This is a genomic window from Pseudomonas sp. NFACC32-1 (genome assembly GCF_900101215.1).
In the GTDB taxonomy this organism is placed as follows: domain Bacteria; phylum Pseudomonadota; class Gammaproteobacteria; order Pseudomonadales; family Pseudomonadaceae; genus Aquipseudomonas.
The window spans coordinates 14,032-30,572 of record NZ_FMUL01000014.1; the positions used below are offsets into that span (position 1 = coordinate 14,032).

Here is a 16,541-nt window from a genome sequence, read left to right on the forward strand (position 1 = left end):
GCTTGGCCATTTCGCGGGCGCATCTAACACTGCTGCAGCCCTTATCGCACTTGGCTTTGCGGCTACTCCACTCGTGACAATCGGCGTGACAAACGCCGATGTCACCAGCAACAGCGATGTAGATAATGGTGCCGCAGACCACGGAATGGACTGCACCTGACTGACAGTCAGGCATGCCCCGGTCATCGCATTGCTGGGTTCACCCGGCTCAGGATCTCGCGGCACTGGTCTCGTCAGCCAATGCAGCCTCCACCCGCCCACCGGTAACGGTGCTCAGGAGGCCAGATCATGAGATGCCCTTGCTCCCGGTCGTAAGGAGCCGCCAGTCCCGCGTAGAGGACATTCCCCACAGGTCGCAGGGGCCTTGATCCCTGATAACACTCAGCATTCTTGGCGGGATGACGTGGGGCGAGGATTGGAGAAGCGGCGTTGAGGTGATCGACATGGCATTGGTAGGTAGACGCGATGGCCGCAATTTCGGTTACGGCAGGCAATTGAGCTACGCAGGGCCGCAAGCGCTGAAAGAAATGTTCGGTGGTGGCCACTACGGCACGGTCAGGGCGCACAGTGATCGGTGGCAGGCATTCGTAAAGTGGTGCCGCTCCGAACAGGGGCCTGGTATTAATGATGCGCGGCAAATTGATCGGAAGGTATTGGCCGACTACGCGTCGTATCTGCGCGACATTGTTAAGCGCGGCGATCTCGCCGTCAGCACCGCGCAAAACCGGCTATCCAGCGTTAACAGGACCATGGCGGCGCTTCGCGGTGATCAGTACGTGAATTTACCAAGTCCGAGCAAGGCGTTGGGTATGCAGCGCACTGGGATTCGCCAGACGGTGCCGCAGGGCCAAGGCCGCGAACAAGTTAAACAGATCGTCGAGGTGCTTTGCCGCCATCATCAACTGCGGGCCGCCGCGATCGTTCTGTTGGCGCGAGCCACCGGCATGCGCTTACGTGAGGCCATCTTGGCAGACCTGCCACGGCTGAGCCGTGAGGCTGAAGACCTAGGCAGGATCAACATTCAAGATGGCACCAAAGGCGGTCGCGCTGGCGCTTCAGCGCCACGATGGATTGCGGCGGACCACCATGTTCAAGAGGCACTTGGGTTTGCACGGCAGGTGTCGCCTGCGAGTAGCCGCAACCTGATTGCGCCACACGAAAGCTACTTTGACGTTCTGCAGGACGTCGTCCGCCCGGCACGGGACATCCTGCATGCACACAACCTCAAAGGCTTCCATGAGCTACGAGCGGCGTACGCGTGTGAGCGCTATGAGCAAATTACTCTAGACCGCGCGCCTATCAACGGCGGCCAATGTTGCCAGGTAGATAGAAACCTTGATCGTGAGGCCCGCAGACAGATCAGCTATGAGCTGGGACACAGTCGGATTGACGTAGTTGCTGCGTACATTGGAGGTCGGTCATGAGTAAGTCATTCGATATGGAGTTGTTCTTGACTGGCATGCTGACCGGGTCGCACGCGACGCGACAACGCCACTTGCGGCAGGCGAATGTCATCCAAGCTGAAATTGCAAAACGCTGGCTGCAAAAAACGCCTTGGGGTTGGCAGCGAAAACATGTGGCTTGGTTCCTAGAGCACCGCATGAACCACCGCAGTGAGGCCACACGGTACTACTACCTGCTAACGGTTCGGCTGCTCGCTCGTCGTCTAGACAAATCATGGGTTTTCTATCTTTGAGCCGAAACTAAATTTATCAGTAACCTCTGTCAGCAATCGACGAGGAACAACCCATAACAAATGGCTTGCTGATGGACTAATTATAAACAACCGCAACCGATCAGATTGACGATGGACGCTCAAGTTCTCGACTTCTTAATCTTCGCGCAGCCTATACGAAATAGAAGGTACTTTCTTAACACACAAATAAACCTTAAGTACATATAGACCACTTTATGGACAATCACAACACAAGACAAAATCTGTGACCATTGAATATCGTATTAGTGAGATGGCGATCAACGCCAACTCTAGGAGGCCGCTTAAAAATGTGGTAGCATGCAAAACTTTTTGGATGCTTTTATTCGAGATTTAGAAAAGCAATGCTATGAATAAATTTAATCCTCACAATTACGCACTAGAAAATTTTTTCGATTCAATAATCGACACTATTGATCGAGAAGCGCTAGCTGAGCTGGTCAACCTTGACTCTGCTGACTCCGTACTGAGAACATTCCTGTCCATCGATGAAATGAGGGAATTTGGGAGTTTTTTCACTGGCCAAGAGCTTTCCACCTGCGCCGTGGCCGCCTTTAATGCACCCATTTCATTATATTCAATAGTTCTCGACCCAACATGTGGCACTGGAAACCTGTTGATTGAATTTTCTCGAAGGCTAGAGGTTAAAGAGTATCTATCTGAAACTCTACGCCAATGGGGAAAAGTCCTCGCAGGATTCGACATTCACGAATCCTTTATTCGAGCTACAAAACTACGCCTTGTCCTCGAAGCACTAAATCGTGGAGTCATTAAAGATTGTACGATTGATGAGGCACAATCTTTATTATCAAAAATCATAGTAAAAGATGCTATGTCCGTCACTGCTCAGGATTTGTGCAATACGACGCACTTGCTAATGAATCCTCCGTTTTCGAACTGGGACTCCCCTCGAGAGAACTATTGGAGGATAGGTAAAGTCAATGCGGCAGGCGTTGTTTTCGATCACTATCTACGTCGCGTTCCCACTAACTGCGCAGTAAGCGCGATACTCCCTGACGTTCTACGCTCAGGGAGTCGCTATCAAAACTGGCGTGATTTTGTAGAAGCAAATATTGACGGCCACGCTGAGATAGCTGGCCGCTTCAACGAAAAAACTGATATTGACGTTTTTTTAATACACGGCTTTGCCACCCCACCCCAGAACCAAACTATTATCTGGTTCCCAGAACAGTGTAAAAGCTCCACTATCTCTGAGCATTACGATGTTTGCATTGGACCACTGGTAGCATATCGCGACCCTCTTGAAGGTCCATCTTCGCCTTACGCGCACTCCAAAAATACACCTCTTTGGAGTTCAATAACCAATCTTTCAGAGACGCGAAACTTTAAAGGAAGATTGATTGAGCCACCATTCGTAGTAATTCGACGTACTTCTAGCCCCTCGGATAAATTCCGGGCATCTGCAGCAATTATAAATGAATCATTTCCCGTGGCAGTCGAAAACCATCTTATTGTCGTAAAGCCCAGATCCAATAGCTTGGAAGACTGCCACAGGTTAGTAGACGTTTTAAAGTCTAAACGCACAAATGATTTTATCAACAATAGAATCCGTTGCCGCCATCTGACGGTGGGAGTAGTCAAGGACATACCATTATGGTGACTCAATATGATTAAAAGGACCCTCGTCGATGAAAAGCCGTTTGAGTTTTCTGCTAGGGTAACTCTTCAGCTTGGTCGCGAAAGCATCTCCAGTTCGACAGTGGCATTGTCAGAGCTTATAAAAAACTCTTACGATGCGGATGCCGATCATGTGACCTTAGATTTTCACTTAAGAGAGAATTCTGTTTCAACCCTTATAATAGATGACAATGGTAGCGGGATGGATCCCGAAACATTACTAGGGCATTGGTTAAAAATCGGCACTGACAATAAGTCAGTAGTAGAACGCTCTGCTGGGAAAAGCAGGATATTAACTGGCGCGAAGGGCCTGGGCCGCCTCGGCATTGATCGTCTTTGCAAAAAGTTAGTGCTCTATAGCAAAACCAAAGAAATGACCAAAGCTATACAGCTAAACATTGACTGGAAACTTTTTGAGAAGACCAACAAATCTTTATCTGAAATAAAACATCCAATTTATGAAGTAGACCTGCCTATCACAGATAAATACGGTAGTGTTTTTTCTAATCCTGAGAGCAGTGGAACTCGGATGGTTCTCATTGGTCTCAAGGATGAATGGGATCAAAACTTCTTAGATATTCTAGAAAATGAATTGAGACTATTGACCTCTCCATTTCAAGCTGAAAATGAGTTTTCTATCAGGCTTAAAATAAGGAAGGGTGAGAGTCAAGTCGACAAGTCATTGAACTCAGAGAAATTTCTTAGCGCAGCCCGATGGAAAGTCAAAGCCACTGTTGATTCAAATGGTAACGTAGAAGCGTGCTATACAAATAACCAGCAAAAACTCGATATCTTACAGGAACCAATTGCATGGAGCTCTTGGTTAAAAAATAGCGGCTCCGCTCCTCTTTTCGGTCCAGTAAAATTCGAGTTTTACTATCTAGCTCAAGATACTGAAAACCTCAGCAAGCTCAATCTGAAGGTTAGAAACTTCAGGGAATTTATGCGCCTTAACCAAGGCGTTCGACTTTATCGAGATCATTTTCGCGTCCGTCCTTATGGTGAGCCTTCAGGCAAGGGCGACTGGCTTGACATAGGCTTGAGAAAAGTTTCCAGCCCAGGGGGGCTTTCTCAATCAGGTTGGAAAATTGGCCCAAACCAGATAGTAGGCTCAGTATTAATTTCTCGAGAAACTAATGCCATTCTCAACGACCAAGCAAACCGAGAAGGCATAGTAGAAAATAGCGCTTTCTTTCAGTTACGTACATTCCTACTGAAGGTCATTGAGACCTTTGAGACGCTTGTACAAAAAGATGCTAGTAGTGATGGAAAGCTAGACCTTTCTACTGAGCTTGCAAGAATCTTAAGCAAATCAAACGAAGACGTAGAAAATGCTATAGAGGACCTGAAAAAGACCGTTTCCTCTATAAGTCGCAAGAAAAAAAACAAGAAGAAATCACTATCCCCATCTCAACTCGTAGCTCAACGGCTAAGCCATCTTGAAATACTTAGACACAAGCAAAGTCAAGCGGAACAAGAGTATTTAGATGCATTGCGCGCAGAGAAGAAGGAACTAGAAGAACAAAAAAATACACTTTCAAATTTGGCGTCGATTGGCATTCTAACAATCAGCTTTGGGCATGAGGTCCGACAGCATTCTGGATTTGCTCTAAATGGGTCTACTCGAGCATTGGCATATTTAGAAAAACTAGACAATCCTAATGGTCTATTAGACGATCCTATAGATTACGTTCAGATTGCTAAGGACGGGGCCAAGTATGTAGACAACTTCTCAAGATTTGCCATTGAGAATATTAAGCCTGACAAGCGCACGCGGAAAAAGGTACATATCCCAAGCGTATTTAAATATGTATTCGAAATATTTTCTGTCACGCTTGATAAAATGGGAGTTTCGTCTGAGATAAACATTCACACGGACGGAGCTGCTTATGAAGCCTATGCATTTGAAATAGACTGGGAAAGTATAGTCATAAACTTTATGACCAACTCAATCTGGGCTATTGAAGCACAAAAGCAACGCCAAAAATCAACTATCCGTGTTGACCTATATGAAACTGATGGTGAAATCACAGTCATTTACTCAGACTCAGGAATTGGCTTAGAAGCCGGTACTGAGGAGTCGGTATTTGTACCGATGAATAGCGGCAAGCGAGATGGCCGTGGGAATATTATCGGAACCGGCATGGGCCTCGCTATAGTCAAGACTCATGTCGAAGATCATATGCTTGGATCTATTAGTGCGAAAGCGCATAGTGACTTAGGTGGGGCTGAGTTCACTATCAAAGTCCCTGTTAGAGGAAAAAACAAATGACAAACAAGGAAATAGTTCTTTTCATTGACGATGAAAGAATGTCAAGAACCCTGTATCGAGGCACTTTGCAAGATATTTATGGCGACGAATATGACGTGTTCGCTATAGAGCCATCCCCCACCATCTCTGATATGTTAGCTACAATTGAAAAATTCGAGAGAGTAGTTTCAATTGTTATAGATGAAAAGTTACATGTCGAAGTGGGTGCCGATTACAAGGGCTCCCAGCTTGTCACAGCTATACGGTTGCTAGACGCGAAACTTCCTTTATATATTCTAACCAGTGAAATGGGGCTAATTGAGCCTCCATTTGGCTCGGTTGAATATATAATTGACAAAAGTAGGATTGAGCAGCCTGCTTATAAGGAAGAATGCTCCATCCTAATGCGCCGCCATATTAACTCATTCAATGAAATAAAGTCTGCTAGAAATATTCGTTTTGATGAACTTCTTAAAAAATCCATAGAAGATAGTCTTACACCCGAAGAAGTAGAAGAATACAACGCTCTAGATTTTCTGCGGGTACGCCAAGTCCTGACCACAGAGGCGATAGTACCTTCTGAGGAACTAAGCAAACAAGAAAAACTGCTTGCAGAAATTGAAAAGCAATTGAAACAATTGGGTGGCGAATAACGCTATGTTTTATCCCAGACTTTCCCGCCGCAAAATCGAATATTACTACAGTAATCGCAACAAATTTTATGCCGATTACAGATCAAATTATGAAAAGATTTCTGAGGACTGCCAACAGCGATGTGTTTACTGTGACATATCAGTAACCGAGCACGGCGGCGACGAAATGCATCTAGATCATTTCCGCCCTCAAGAACACTTTGAAAAATTATCTACGCACCCGTACAACCTACACCTTTCATGCCCTAAGTGCAATGGCCTAAAGACTTCTGATTGGCCTTGCTCCAAAGAAGATGGCGCTCTGACCTTTATAGGAAAAATTGGCTACATTGATCGATTTGAGCGCCATATTGATGAATTCTTAAAGGTGGAAGACACAGGCCACATCACCGCATTAGCTGGTCCGGTGGAGTACATGATTAAAAAAATGCACTTAAACCGAAGCAGTAGGGTTAACATCAGAAGAAAGCGACTCATAGAGCATAGGAAAACACGCACATTAGAGGGCATTCTACGCCTCACTCAATCTCTGACCACAGCAGAGGTCGAAGGTCGGCTAACTAAAGAGCAGTCATTAGAGAGACGTAAACAGATAGATGCTCTCCTGCTTAGCTATTCACAGCTTTGAAAAGCGACACCTAACGCTATCAAACTATATAACAGTGAATAAGTAGATATTTCGAAAAGGATATTTTTAGGGGTAGCTGGATTTTCCTCCCCTAAAAATAACTCTTTAATACAGGCAGTTAAAGAAACATTCGACTCCTGGTGCGACCATACAAAACAAAGCCCTCGCAGACATGCGAGGGCTTTGTTGTTTCCGGGTTTTGGTAATTCCCTAAAGCCGACTTGCCGCGATCAGACCAAAAAGGCCTTACCTCCATCGACAGCCAAACGTTATCCGCATGCCTGCCCGTTACAATTCAATATCAGCGCAACGTTGACGGTCTCTCACTCCTACCCGTAATGCCCCCCAACACACCCGCCAGGCCTAGGTTGAGCCTGTCAGCAAGCTCGAATCGTGCTGTTTTTCTGGCCTGGAGAAAACTACATGAGGCCCTTCGACAAGCCGGCCCTCAGCGTAGAATCCGCCAAGACCCGCGCCTTCATTGATTCGTTGATGGGTCATGCCCGTGAACAGCAGTGGGCGAGACGTTTTGATGCGAGGACGTGAATTCAAGGACGGCGACACCGTTTGCACCGTCGGCTTGCGAGGCTCTCCGTGATCAGTTGCGCAGAAAATCCAGGATAGCCTGGCTGGTGAACTGCATTTTCTCTTCAAGGACCCAATGCCCGGTGTTTTCCAGGATCAAGGATTGCGGCTGCGAGGTAATGTGCTGCACCTGCGTGAATAACGTCTTGCCTCTGGAATGATCCCCACCGATGGTAAGCACCGGTATGTTCAGCTTGTGCTCGGCAAACGCCTGATTGTCATTGGCGTCATGCTCTACCCAGGCAGAATAAAGCTTGAATGCCGCCTCCATGCGTCCGGGTCGGGAATAATCCTTTACCAAGGCGTCCCGCACCTCGTCGGGCACCCGGGGATTGTCGTTGTATACGAACTCATCGAAGAACATGTCCAGGTAATTTCTTTCCTTACCTTCGATCATCTTTATGGCTGTGGCGCCAAAGAAGCGGAAGTGCCACTTGCTCGTAGTGCCTGTGGCAGGGTTACCGTTATAGGGAATCTCCCATCCGGGAATGCCGGGTATGAACCCGTCCATCAGCACGATATGCGTGGTTTCCTCGGGATAAAGAGCGCCATAGGCATAGGCGATAATCAACCCCATGTCATGACCGACGATATCCACCTGCTTGATACCCAGCGTCTTGATCAGCTCATGAAGATCCAGGGCCATGTTCTTTTTGTCATAGCCGCTTGCTGAGATCTCCGTTTCTCCGGCACCCCGATAATCCGGAACGATCGGGGTGTAGCCGGCGCGTAGCAGTCTCCCCATCAATGCTTCCCAATTACGCCAGCTTCCCGGAAAACCGTGGACCAGCAAGACCGGCTTCTCGCCGTTTCCGCTTACCAGATAGTGCATGCGGATGCCGTTCACGTTCGCGTATTCGCTTCTGAATTTATCGCCATTCACGACAACGCCGCGCTTTGCCAAGGCAGCGCTCGCCTGGTTGGAAGCCATCGAATCGAACAAGCAAAGCACTGACGAAATCAGCTTCTTCATACACAGACCACCTTGATAAGCCAGAGCCATACGCAATGACTCGCCGTATTCAGAAGCTCTCTTCGGCGACCAGTTTCAATTCAACTCAACCAGCAGACTACTGTCAGGAATGACAGTGCCGACCAACGGCGAACCCGATCTGCCCCGCCATTACCGCGCCACGCTCCGATTCAGGTGCAAGCCCTTTTTCAGCCAGAAGTGTCATGCAGTCTTCAGCCAATCGTTATTGCCGCCGATACCCCGAATAAGAGCATCACTTTCCCAAGGCTCCGCCGACGCTCAACTACACTTGCCCAAAATCCTCGCCTCAGGAGCAGTCGGCGATGAAAATCCGCACCAAGATCATCGGCTCGGGGTTGGTCAGTCTGATTTTTGCACTGCTGCTCGGTGGCATCGGGTTGTGGGGATATCACTCCATGACCGAAGCCCTGGTGCAGAACGAGACCAGTATCTCGGCCATGCGCAAGCACATGGAGGCGGACATGATGCACGACGCCATTCGTGCCGATGTGCTGGCTGCGTTGCTGGTGGCGCCGGGCGATGCTGGGGCGGCCAAGGAAGTCACCGAGGCGTTCGATGAGCACACGGCGCGGATGCGCAAGGTCATTGCCGAGAACGCCGAAGCGCAGCTGCCAGAGGATGTGGCGCAAGCGATCGTCGAGCTGAAACCCCAGGTGGAAACCTATATCGACAAGGCCAGGCAGGTCATCGGCAAAGCCTTGAGTGGCGCCCAGGATGGTCGTGCGTTACGGGCGGAGTTCGATCAAGCGTTTTCGGCGCTCGAAGAGCGCAACGAGGTCGTGAGTGAACTGATCGAAAACCAGGCCCACTCGTCCCGCCAGCATCAGGATCGAAGCATCCATGCCTCGGAACGCTGGTTGATCGTGACGCTGCTGGCTACCTGCGTGGCGCTGGCACTGCTGTCCTGGAGCCTGCTCAAGGCGGTGCTCACGCCGTTGAACAAGATCATTCTCAACACCCAGGCGATTTCCCAAGGGGATCTGCAGCGGTCGATGGGCGCGCATGGCAAGGACGAGCTGGGCCAATTGCAAAGTGTGATCGAACAGATGCAGGCCAACCTGCGCCAGATGATCGCCACGATCCGCAACCAGAGCGATGAACTGCACGATACCTCCCGGACCCTGGGCGATACCGCACGACAAATTGTTTCCAGCGCCGACCACCAGGCCCAGAGTGCCACCAGCATGGCGGCGAGCATGGAGCAGATGATGGCGAATATCAGCCAGATCCATGAACATGCCGACAATGCCCGGACAATTTCGGCACAGTCCGAACAACTGGCGAGCAGCGGCGGACAGGTGATTCTCGGGGTGGTGGAAGGCATGAGCCGCATCGCCGAGGTGGTGAACCAGTCCTCCGTCAAGATCACGGCCCTGGACGCTTCGTCCGAAGACATTCATTCCATCATCCAGGTGATCAAGGGCATCGCCGAGCAAACCAACCTGCTGGCCTTGAATGCCGCCATCGAGGCCGCTCGCGCGGGTGAGGCAGGCCGCGGCTTCGCGGTAGTGGCCGATGAAGTGCGTAACCTGGCGGCTCGTACAACCCAATCCACCCAGGAAATCACCGCGATGATCGAACGCATCCAGGCCAACGCCCGGGATGCGGTCGCGAACATGCAGGCTTGCGTCAGCAGTGTCGATGAAGGCGTGAACCTGGCCCAACAGGCCGGGGTCTCTATCAGCGAAATCCGCTCGGGTGCCCGGCATGCCGCCGAAGTGGTGGAGGAGATATCCCTGACCATCGCCGAGCAATCGAAGGCCAGCGATGAGATGGCCCAGCGGGTAGAGTCGATTGCCGAGCAGTCACGGGAAAATACGCGGTCGATTCACAACCTGACGCAAACGGCGGATCAGCTCAACGATGCGGCCGGCTCGATGCAGGCATCGGTGCAGCAGTTCAAGATCTGAAGGCTGGCCCGGCCTCGCCTTGGCCCAGGATGCCCTGGGCCAAAAACCGCTCACACCTGGCTCACCTCGAACACAAACGAAATCTCGCGCTTCTGGGCACTCCAGACGTACCGGATGTGTTTACCCTGCACTGGAATGGAAACCGCAGGCGGTCGAAACGCGGCGACACATTCGTGGCCGGCCAGACGAACGCTGTTGTAGAGCAGGCCCCAGGACAGGCTCTCGCGCAGTTGCCGGGCGAATACCTGGGACGGGCCGTAGGCATCGGGGTCCGGGTTGTGCAGGTGCGGGTAATCGTGGCGGATGTCGTGCAGCGGCTTCACCACCTGGTTGACGTAGGTCCGCATGGTCAATTCCAGGTCCGGTTCGTTGGTCGCCCCCAGGAATCGCGCCTGGTGATAACAGGTCTCGGCGATGGCGGCCTCCTGGCTGCTGGCGGCGTAGTAGACGCCGAAGGTGCCGTCGCTGAAGCGGCTGCTCTTGCCGATATGGGTAAACGCCGCCATCACCGGCGAGGAACCCGGCCCCGACACACGGTCTTCGGGACGCACGCGTGACAATACCCCCGCCTCCTCCATCAGCCGGTCATTGGTCAACGCCTCCAGGGCATAGGCGGTTGGCAGGTCCTCCGGATCGAGCACATCTTCGAACAGCGTGATGGGTGGGAAGCAGCTGTTGACGATCCGGTAGGCGCGCGTCCATTGCGGGTCCGCCAGTGGGGGGGTCATCAGCCGCGCACTCCATCCAGATATCGCCGCACGTCGGCAATGTCCACCACCCGTCCGGCCAGCATATAGGACAGCGCCGATTGACCATTGAATGGCGCCGCGGTGTTGGGCGTGCTGACCCATTGATAGGCACGGTCCCGGCTGTTGCTGAAGATGATGCTCAATGCCTTGTGAATACCCATGAGATAGGAGATGCGCTCCAGAGTGTCACGCGGCAAGCGTATGTTGGCCGGCAGTTGCTTGTATTTATAGAAGGTGGTGTTTCCTACCTTGCCCAGCAACGTCCGCTGTTGCTCGACGCTACAGCCCCACAGCTCCATGAGGTTGAAGAAGAACTTCAACGCGACTCGACCCGCATCCGGGGAATCCAGCTGTTGTTGTGCGTTGAGGGTGATGGAAGACGTGGCCATGGAATCAGGACTCCGTTGTTACCGGTAATGCCTAGAGAATAGTACACATACGGATATAAATTAAGTTTTAATTCGCAAACGAATAAACACGGCCGAGCGTGATTGTTTCTCAAGGCAACTTGGTGAGCATCAATTTCATCCATTACACCGGCGTTCGGATATCAGCCACGGCTTTTTCTTTCCTGGGAAATTTCTGCCGGGGCCGCAGGCAAAGCCCTCACGAGGCGAACTGAATCATTCAATAAACGCCAAACCGGCAAAAAAATTGAAATCCGCATAAGCTCCAACCATCGCCTGCCGAGCTTTTCGCGACAAAATCGCGACAACCACGGCAAGGTGCATGATGATAGCCGCATGTACTGCCTGACCCGGGCCAGGTACACAACAATAGCGAGCCCACTTAAGCAGAGGGCATTACCTCATGGATAGCAGAACCTTACGCAACCTCATGCGCATCGTGCAGACCGGCTCCCTGTCGGCGGCAGCGGAGCATTCGTGCCTCACGGTGCAGGCATTGGCGGCGCAACTGAACAAGGTAGAGGAGCAATTCGGTTTCCGATTGTTCCGGCGTTCGAACAAGGGGCTGACGTTGACGAGCCAAGGCTCGGAACTGACCCCCTTCATGAATCAGGTACTGGTGGCTACGCGACAGTTGGAAGAAAAGGTCGCGGCTCTCAAGAAGCCTCGACAACGCACACTGAAAGTGGCGCTCAACACCACCCTTCCGGCGGAATTCAACCGACGATTGATCGATAGGCTGATCGCCGTCTTTCCTCAATATCAACTGGAGTTCAGCTACGCCGAATCCATGGAGAACCTGAGCAAGCTCAAGAACGAGGAGTTTGACCTGGCGATCCTGATCGGGCCGCAGCAGAGCGGCTTTTCCAGTATCGCGATGCCGGATGTGCAGGTCCGGGTGGTGGGCGCTCATTGCGGTGACGAGGACGATCCGCTGGGGTTGCTGGGCGACAGGTTCCAGGTGCGTCCGGCACAGGAGTGCCCGTACTCCCACAGCTTCCTTCGTTTCCTCGATGCCGGCCTGGGCGAATACGGTTCGAGCCAGCGCATGGTGTATTCCTGCAGTGAAACGCTGACCTTGTCGTTGATCACACAGCTCGATGGGCTGGGACTGGTCTCCAGGGAAGCGGCGCTGCACAACGGCCTGGCGATCTTTCCGGATTTCGAAGACTTTCTCGAAGTCCGCCTGGCGGTGAACAACCCGGAGCTGTCCGACCAGGCGCTGCACGACGTGGTGGACCTGAAGCTACAGGAACGAGCCGAGCGCGATATACGCCGCCGTGCCCACCGCCACACTGAGAAACAGGTTACGGCTGAAATACGCACATAGCAGCGTCGGAATCGCGGCATAGAACTCCGGGCGATCCAGTTGTATCTGCTGATCCTTGATCAACAGCGGGGTGAGGCTGATGGCAGCGACGATCGCCACCGGCAGGTATTCGAGGGCACGGGCGACGAAGGGCGGCCAGTGCTCCGTATTGACCTGCAACGGCAAGGCGCGGGGCAGGAAGGTCACGGCCATCATCAGGACCACCACCAGGATCAGGAACGTTTGGTCAGGCATACGCCTACCCCGCAGCCAACGAACGTGGCGATGAAGACGTTGAACGGCGAACTGCCCAGCAGGCTCAGCACGCCCATGCAGACAACGGCCGCCAGGGCCGCGATCAGTTTGTTGCGGGTGTCGCACAACGAAACCAGCACGTAGAGCATCATCGCCGTCAGTGCGTAATCGAGCTGGTACTTGATCAGGTGGGCGGCGTATTGCGCGCAAACGGCGCCCAACAAGCCACCAAGCACCCATGAGGTATGGCAGAACAGGTTGAAACCGATGAGGTAGCGCACGCTGACCGGCGCCCCGCTGCCGAGCTTGACGCTGTGGAAGGCAAACGATTCGTCCGTGAGCCCGGCGGCGTAGCACCAGCGTTCGAAACGACTGAGCCCCAGCGCGCGCAGGGCCTTGGCCATGTAGACCGACATCAGCATGTGTCGCGCATTGATCAGGAACGTGGTGAGCACGATGGTGGTCAGCGACGCCCCGCTGGAAATCAACGCCAGCGCGGCGAACTGTGAGGCGCCTGCATAGACGAACAGGCACATCGCGACCGGCAGCCACAAAGGCAACCCGGCGTTGACCGCCATCAGACCGAACACAAACGAAACCGTAAAATAACCCGCCACCACCGGACTGGCTTCAGCGAAGGTGCGCGAGGCTTGTGGTTCGACCGCCAGCGGCTGGCTGGAAGTCTTGCTCATAAATCCCTCTCGAAAGTGATTTCACCCCGGGGTTCGTAGAACCCCTGGGCCGCCCAGAAACGCTTGCCGGCCAGGTTAGCATCGTCGACGAACAGGAACATGCGCAACACGCCCACCCGTTTCATGTCGGCCGATGCCGCTTCCACCAGGCGCTGGCCCAGGCCCCGGGTACGATAGCCCGGGCTGACCGCCAGGTGATTGATGGTGCCACGGGTACCGAGCCTGCCGCCAATCACCGCGCCGACCACTTCACCGCTGGCATCGATGGCCAGGTAGGCCGTGGTGGTCTCCTGGAGAATGACCCCACGCAGGAATCGAGCATCCTGCCATTCGCAGAACGATACTTCGTCGAAGCCGCGAAAGAACTGCTCCATTCTTTCCGCATCCCTGACCATGGCCCGGCGCAACATGACCTGTTGCACCGGATCTTCCATGGGTTCGAGCTGTTCAGCGAACAATGTCAAAAGCGGTCCCGGGCCGCGAGAAGGAAATCGCCAGGATCTGCCTGAACGCCATTTCATGGCTATGGACGTTTCGGGCCGGGGTCACGTAGTGACGCATGTCGCGGTCGAGGAAGAAGGTAGTGTCGAGGATGTCCTCGTAGGTGGTCGCCGCCAGTTGCTCTTCCTGGGGGCTGTACAGCCGGCTTTCCGCGCCTGCCACGTTATGGCGGCCCCAGAAGTGCACGCCGCTGAACGGGTAGCCGTCGCAGTGAATCCCTTCGGGAGTGATTTCCAGCTGCTTGCCAGGCTTGATCTCGATGCGGATCTGATGGATCTGGCACTGCCAGATTTCATCATGCAGCTCTTGTGGAAGGACGTTTTTATAAACTTCGAAGTCCGTATCGATCAGGCTGCGCATCACGGGCGAGTTGATCACTTCGTTGGAAAAATCCTGGAAGTGCCGCTCCAGTCCTCCGACATAGCTGTTGTTGGCCTTGGACTGGATGTAGGCCCGGTGTTCGAGCTGCTTGAGCTCACGGGTCTTCGGGTTGTATTCGAAGTCGCTGTAACGACGAAAACGCATGCCTGACTCGGCCTGGCCGTAATAACTGTCGGGCTCCATGTTTTCCCAGCTTTTGGTCAGCCGGACAAAGTCGCCGAAATGACCGTAGAGATTGAAGTCTCCACCGCGGACGTTAACGTATTTGTCACGTCGAAGCGCTTCGCCCACTTCCCTGTTCAGAACGATCATTTTTATCAGGTCTCCACTGCATTGAGCGGCCTAATCTAGTAGGTGCAGGATTTACGTCCATGAGAAAGAATTTGAGGCATTTCAAGCCTTGCTTGAAACGATGGGGGAAGGTCCGTCGGCACGACTTTTTATCGGGAAAAAGGTCGTTTTCAGTGGTATTTCTGGCGCCAAAAGATAAAAAACCCCCGAATTGGATTCGGGGGTCTGTTCAAACTGACTGACGCGATCTGCTATCAGAAGACGTTGATCGGGTAATCCACGAAGACCCGCAGCTCGTTACCGCTGACGTTGTACTCGCTGGACTTCTGCGAGACACGCAGCACCGAGCTGCGCAATCTTACGCTCAGGTCCTTGGCCGCACCGCTCTGGACCACGTACTTGAACTGGTTGAAGATTTCCCGCTCGGTCCCGCCTTCGCTGGTGGACGTGGTGATGTTGTCGCCGCGCACATATGCCACGTTGTAGGTCAGCCCGGGGATGCCGAAGGTGGTGAAATCCAGGCCGTAGCCCAACTGCCAGCTGCGCTCGTCCTCGGCGTTGAAGTCCGACCAGTAGGAGTTGGCCAGGTAGATCGTGTTACCGCCATCGCCCACCCGATTCTGTCCCCGCTGGTATCCGCCATAGGCATAGCCCAGGTTGCTGTCGCCGGTGCTGCGCTGATGGGCGAGGGTGAAGCTGTGCGGTCCGGTGGCGAACGTCGCGGCCAGGCTCCAGATCTTGTTGTCGTCGCCGGTGACGTTGTTCTCGCGAACGTAACTGTTATCCAGCTTGGTGCGATAGCCGTTGAAATCCAGGGTCAGGGATTGATCCTTGGCCAGCGGGAACACGTAGTTGGCATTGACGTATTGTTTCTTCAGCACGTCCTCGACATCCGAGGCATACAGGGACGCCTTGAACTGCTCGGTGAACTGATAGCTGCCGCCCAATACGTTGATCGACTTCAGGCCACCGCTGTCACGGCCTTCGGCGCTCTTGCGCGACTCGGCGGTGAAGCGCCCCGCATTCAGCTCCAGGCCCTTGATCTCCTTGGAGGTGATCAGGGTGCCGGTGTAGCTTTCCGGCAGCAGGCGCGAATTGTCGTAGCTCAGCACCGGCAGAGCCGGCATCTGGTCACCGTAGGCCAGCACCGTGTTGGAAACGCGGAATTTGACTGCCGCACCGAACTTGGACAGGTCATCCGCGGCGTTGCCACTGTCGCCCTGCTTGAAGAAGTCGATGCCTTGCGCGCCGCTACGGCCCTTGCCACCGTCCAGACGCAGCGCGTACAGGCCAAAGGCATCCACTCCCACACCGATGGTGCCCTGGGTGAAACCGGACGAGAACGTACCGATAGCGGCCTGGCCCCACTCGGCCTTGTCCTCGTTGCCGTCCTTGTAGTCGCGGTTCATGTAGGCATTGCGCAACAGCACCTTCAGGCTGCTGTCCTCAACGAACCCCTTCGATTGTGCCTGGTCGTTGGCCATGGCGTGTGTCGTGCTCAAAATCCCCAGTGCGATCAGACTGATGCGCTTGTTCAACATGATTATTTTCCTTATACGGGTTGATACGCACTGCGACCGGCA

The 16,541-nt window shown here is 53.1% G+C and carries 16 protein-coding genes; 8 read left to right on the top strand and 8 right to left on the bottom strand.

Features of this window, described 5'->3' with window-relative positions:
* Positions 1-443 precede the first annotated feature (443 nt).
* The 6 genes from BLP99_RS20005 to BLP99_RS20030 all read left to right on the top strand — a co-directional run bounded on the left by BLP99_RS20005 (position 444) and on the right by BLP99_RS20030 (position 6,884).
* Positions 444-1,424 (top strand): integrase domain-containing protein, encoded by a 981-nt coding sequence (locus tag BLP99_RS20005; RefSeq protein ID WP_092181588.1) that lies wholly within the window; start codon positions 444-446, stop codon positions 1,422-1,424.
* Positions 1,421-1,696 carry a hypothetical protein gene (locus tag BLP99_RS20010; RefSeq protein WP_092181502.1) on the top strand — a complete coding sequence of 92 codons (276 nt, stop codon included), beginning with the start codon at positions 1,421-1,423 and terminating at the stop codon, positions 1,694-1,696. Before BLP99_RS20005 ends, BLP99_RS20010 begins: the two co-directional genes overlap by 4 nt.
* Before the next feature lie 367 nt (positions 1,697-2,063).
* Positions 2,064-3,335, top strand: a complete 1,272-nt coding sequence (locus BLP99_RS20015) for an N-6 DNA methylase (protein ID WP_092181504.1) — start codon at positions 2,064-2,066, stop codon at positions 3,333-3,335.
* A 6-nt stretch (positions 3,336-3,341) separates the two neighbouring features.
* The gene (locus BLP99_RS20020; protein ID WP_092181507.1) at positions 3,342-5,624 is read left to right on the top strand and encodes a sensor histidine kinase; all 2,283 of its coding nucleotides are present in this window, start codon (positions 3,342-3,344) and stop codon (positions 5,622-5,624) included.
* The gene (locus tag BLP99_RS20025) at positions 5,621-6,256 is read left to right on the top strand and encodes a hypothetical protein (protein ID WP_092181510.1); all 636 of its coding nucleotides are present in this window, start codon (positions 5,621-5,623) and stop codon (positions 6,254-6,256) included. The genes BLP99_RS20020 and BLP99_RS20025 overlap by 4 nt, the downstream gene beginning before the upstream one ends.
* Before the next feature lie 4 nt (positions 6,257-6,260).
* Entirely contained in the window at positions 6,261-6,884 is a 624-nt protein-coding gene (locus BLP99_RS20030) for an HNH endonuclease (protein ID WP_092181515.1), read from the top strand.
* A 598-nt stretch (positions 6,885-7,482) separates the two neighbouring features.
* On the opposite strand, the gene BLP99_RS20035 is transcribed toward BLP99_RS20030, so the two are convergent.
* Positions 7,483-8,442: an alpha/beta fold hydrolase gene (locus tag BLP99_RS20035; RefSeq protein ID WP_083714535.1), complete on the bottom strand. Its 960-nt coding sequence runs from the start codon at positions 8,440-8,442 to the stop codon at positions 7,483-7,485.
* Positions 8,443-8,765: 323 nt separating this feature from the next.
* Between BLP99_RS20035 and BLP99_RS20040 the strand changes: the two genes are divergently transcribed.
* A complete protein-coding gene (locus BLP99_RS20040) occupies positions 8,766-10,373 on the top strand; it encodes a methyl-accepting chemotaxis protein (protein ID WP_076405734.1) in 1,608 nt (535 codons plus the stop codon).
* Positions 10,374-10,423: 50 nt separating this feature from the next.
* Here the strand turns inward: BLP99_RS20040 and BLP99_RS20045 are convergent, their stop codons facing one another.
* Together BLP99_RS20045 and BLP99_RS20050 are read right to left on the bottom strand one after the other, a co-directional pair.
* A complete protein-coding gene (locus BLP99_RS20045; RefSeq protein ID WP_072397763.1) occupies positions 10,424-11,101 on the bottom strand; it encodes an RES family NAD+ phosphorylase in 678 nt (225 codons plus the stop codon).
* Positions 11,101-11,511 carry an MbcA/ParS/Xre antitoxin family protein gene (locus BLP99_RS20050; protein ID WP_072397762.1) on the bottom strand — a complete coding sequence of 137 codons (411 nt, stop codon included), beginning with the start codon at positions 11,509-11,511 and terminating at the stop codon, positions 11,101-11,103. Before BLP99_RS20050 ends, BLP99_RS20045 begins: the two co-directional genes overlap by 1 nt.
* A gap of 421 nt (positions 11,512-11,932) precedes the next feature.
* Here BLP99_RS20050 and BLP99_RS20055 point away from each other — a divergent pair, with 421 nt between their 5' ends.
* Positions 11,933-12,859 carry a LysR family transcriptional regulator gene (locus BLP99_RS20055; protein ID WP_092181518.1) on the top strand — a complete coding sequence of 309 codons (927 nt, stop codon included), beginning with the start codon at positions 11,933-11,935 and terminating at the stop codon, positions 12,857-12,859.
* Here BLP99_RS20055 and BLP99_RS20060 read toward each other — a convergent pair.
* From BLP99_RS20060 to BLP99_RS20080, 5 genes are all read right to left on the bottom strand, one after another.
* Positions 12,776-13,093, bottom strand: a complete 318-nt coding sequence (locus BLP99_RS20060) for an AzlD domain-containing protein (protein WP_076405736.1) — start codon at positions 13,091-13,093, stop codon at positions 12,776-12,778. The two genes, BLP99_RS20055 and BLP99_RS20060, sit on opposite strands and share 84 nt — an antisense overlap.
* A complete protein-coding gene (locus tag BLP99_RS20065) occupies positions 13,072-13,785 on the bottom strand; it encodes an AzlC family ABC transporter permease (RefSeq protein ID WP_072397759.1) in 714 nt (237 codons plus the stop codon). The genes BLP99_RS20060 and BLP99_RS20065 overlap by 22 nt, the downstream gene beginning before the upstream one ends.
* On the bottom strand, positions 13,782-14,219 hold the full coding sequence (locus BLP99_RS20070) for a GNAT family N-acetyltransferase (protein ID WP_172834649.1): 438 nt from the start codon (positions 14,217-14,219) through the stop codon (positions 13,782-13,784). Before BLP99_RS20070 ends, BLP99_RS20065 begins: the two co-directional genes overlap by 4 nt.
* A gap of 13 nt (positions 14,220-14,232) precedes the next feature.
* On the bottom strand, positions 14,233-14,979 hold the full coding sequence (locus BLP99_RS20075; RefSeq protein WP_072397758.1) for a 2OG-Fe dioxygenase family protein: 747 nt from the start codon (positions 14,977-14,979) through the stop codon (positions 14,233-14,235).
* 233 nt (positions 14,980-15,212) lie between these two features.
* Entirely contained in the window at positions 15,213-16,499 is a 1,287-nt protein-coding gene (locus BLP99_RS20080) for an OprD family porin (RefSeq protein ID WP_072397757.1), read from the bottom strand.
* Positions 16,500-16,541: the final 42 nt, after the last annotated feature.

Excerpts from the sequence above, each read along its gene's own strand:
- BLP99_RS20005 (WP_092181588.1), top strand. The coding sequence starts at position 444 with ATGGCATTGGTAGGTAGACGCGATGGCCGCAATTTCGGTTACGGCAGG.
- BLP99_RS20010 (WP_092181502.1), top strand. The coding sequence starts at position 1,421 with ATGAGTAAGTCATTCGATATGGAGTTGTTCTTGACTGGCATGCTGACC.
- BLP99_RS20015 (WP_092181504.1), top strand. The coding sequence starts at position 2,064 with ATGAATAAATTTAATCCTCACAATTACGCACTAGAAAATTTTTTCGAT.
- BLP99_RS20020 (WP_092181507.1), top strand. The coding sequence starts at position 3,342 with ATGATTAAAAGGACCCTCGTCGATGAAAAGCCGTTTGAGTTTTCTGCT.
- BLP99_RS20025 (WP_092181510.1), top strand. The coding sequence starts at position 5,621 with ATGACAAACAAGGAAATAGTTCTTTTCATTGACGATGAAAGAATGTCA.
- BLP99_RS20030 (WP_092181515.1), top strand. The coding sequence starts at position 6,261 with ATGTTTTATCCCAGACTTTCCCGCCGCAAAATCGAATATTACTACAGT.
- BLP99_RS20035 (WP_083714535.1), bottom strand. The coding sequence starts at position 8,442 with ATGAAGAAGCTGATTTCGTCAGTGCTTTGCTTGTTCGATTCGATGGCT.
- BLP99_RS20040 (WP_076405734.1), top strand. The coding sequence starts at position 8,766 with ATGAAAATCCGCACCAAGATCATCGGCTCGGGGTTGGTCAGTCTGATT.
- BLP99_RS20045 (WP_072397763.1), bottom strand. The coding sequence starts at position 11,101 with ATGACCCCCCCACTGGCGGACCCGCAATGGACGCGCGCCTACCGGATC.
- BLP99_RS20050 (WP_072397762.1), bottom strand. The coding sequence starts at position 11,511 with ATGGCCACGTCTTCCATCACCCTCAACGCACAACAACAGCTGGATTCC.
- BLP99_RS20055 (WP_092181518.1), top strand. The coding sequence starts at position 11,933 with ATGGATAGCAGAACCTTACGCAACCTCATGCGCATCGTGCAGACCGGC.
- BLP99_RS20060 (WP_076405736.1), bottom strand. The coding sequence starts at position 13,093 with ATGCCTGACCAAACGTTCCTGATCCTGGTGGTGGTCCTGATGATGGCC.
- BLP99_RS20065 (WP_072397759.1), bottom strand. The coding sequence starts at position 13,785 with ATGAGCAAGACTTCCAGCCAGCCGCTGGCGGTCGAACCACAAGCCTCG.
- BLP99_RS20070 (WP_172834649.1), bottom strand. The coding sequence starts at position 14,219 with ATGGAAGATCCGGTGCAACAGGTCATGTTGCGCCGGGCCATGGTCAGG.
- BLP99_RS20075 (WP_072397758.1), bottom strand. The coding sequence starts at position 14,979 with ATGATCGTTCTGAACAGGGAAGTGGGCGAAGCGCTTCGACGTGACAAA.
- BLP99_RS20080 (WP_072397757.1), bottom strand. The coding sequence starts at position 16,499 with ATGTTGAACAAGCGCATCAGTCTGATCGCACTGGGGATTTTGAGCACG.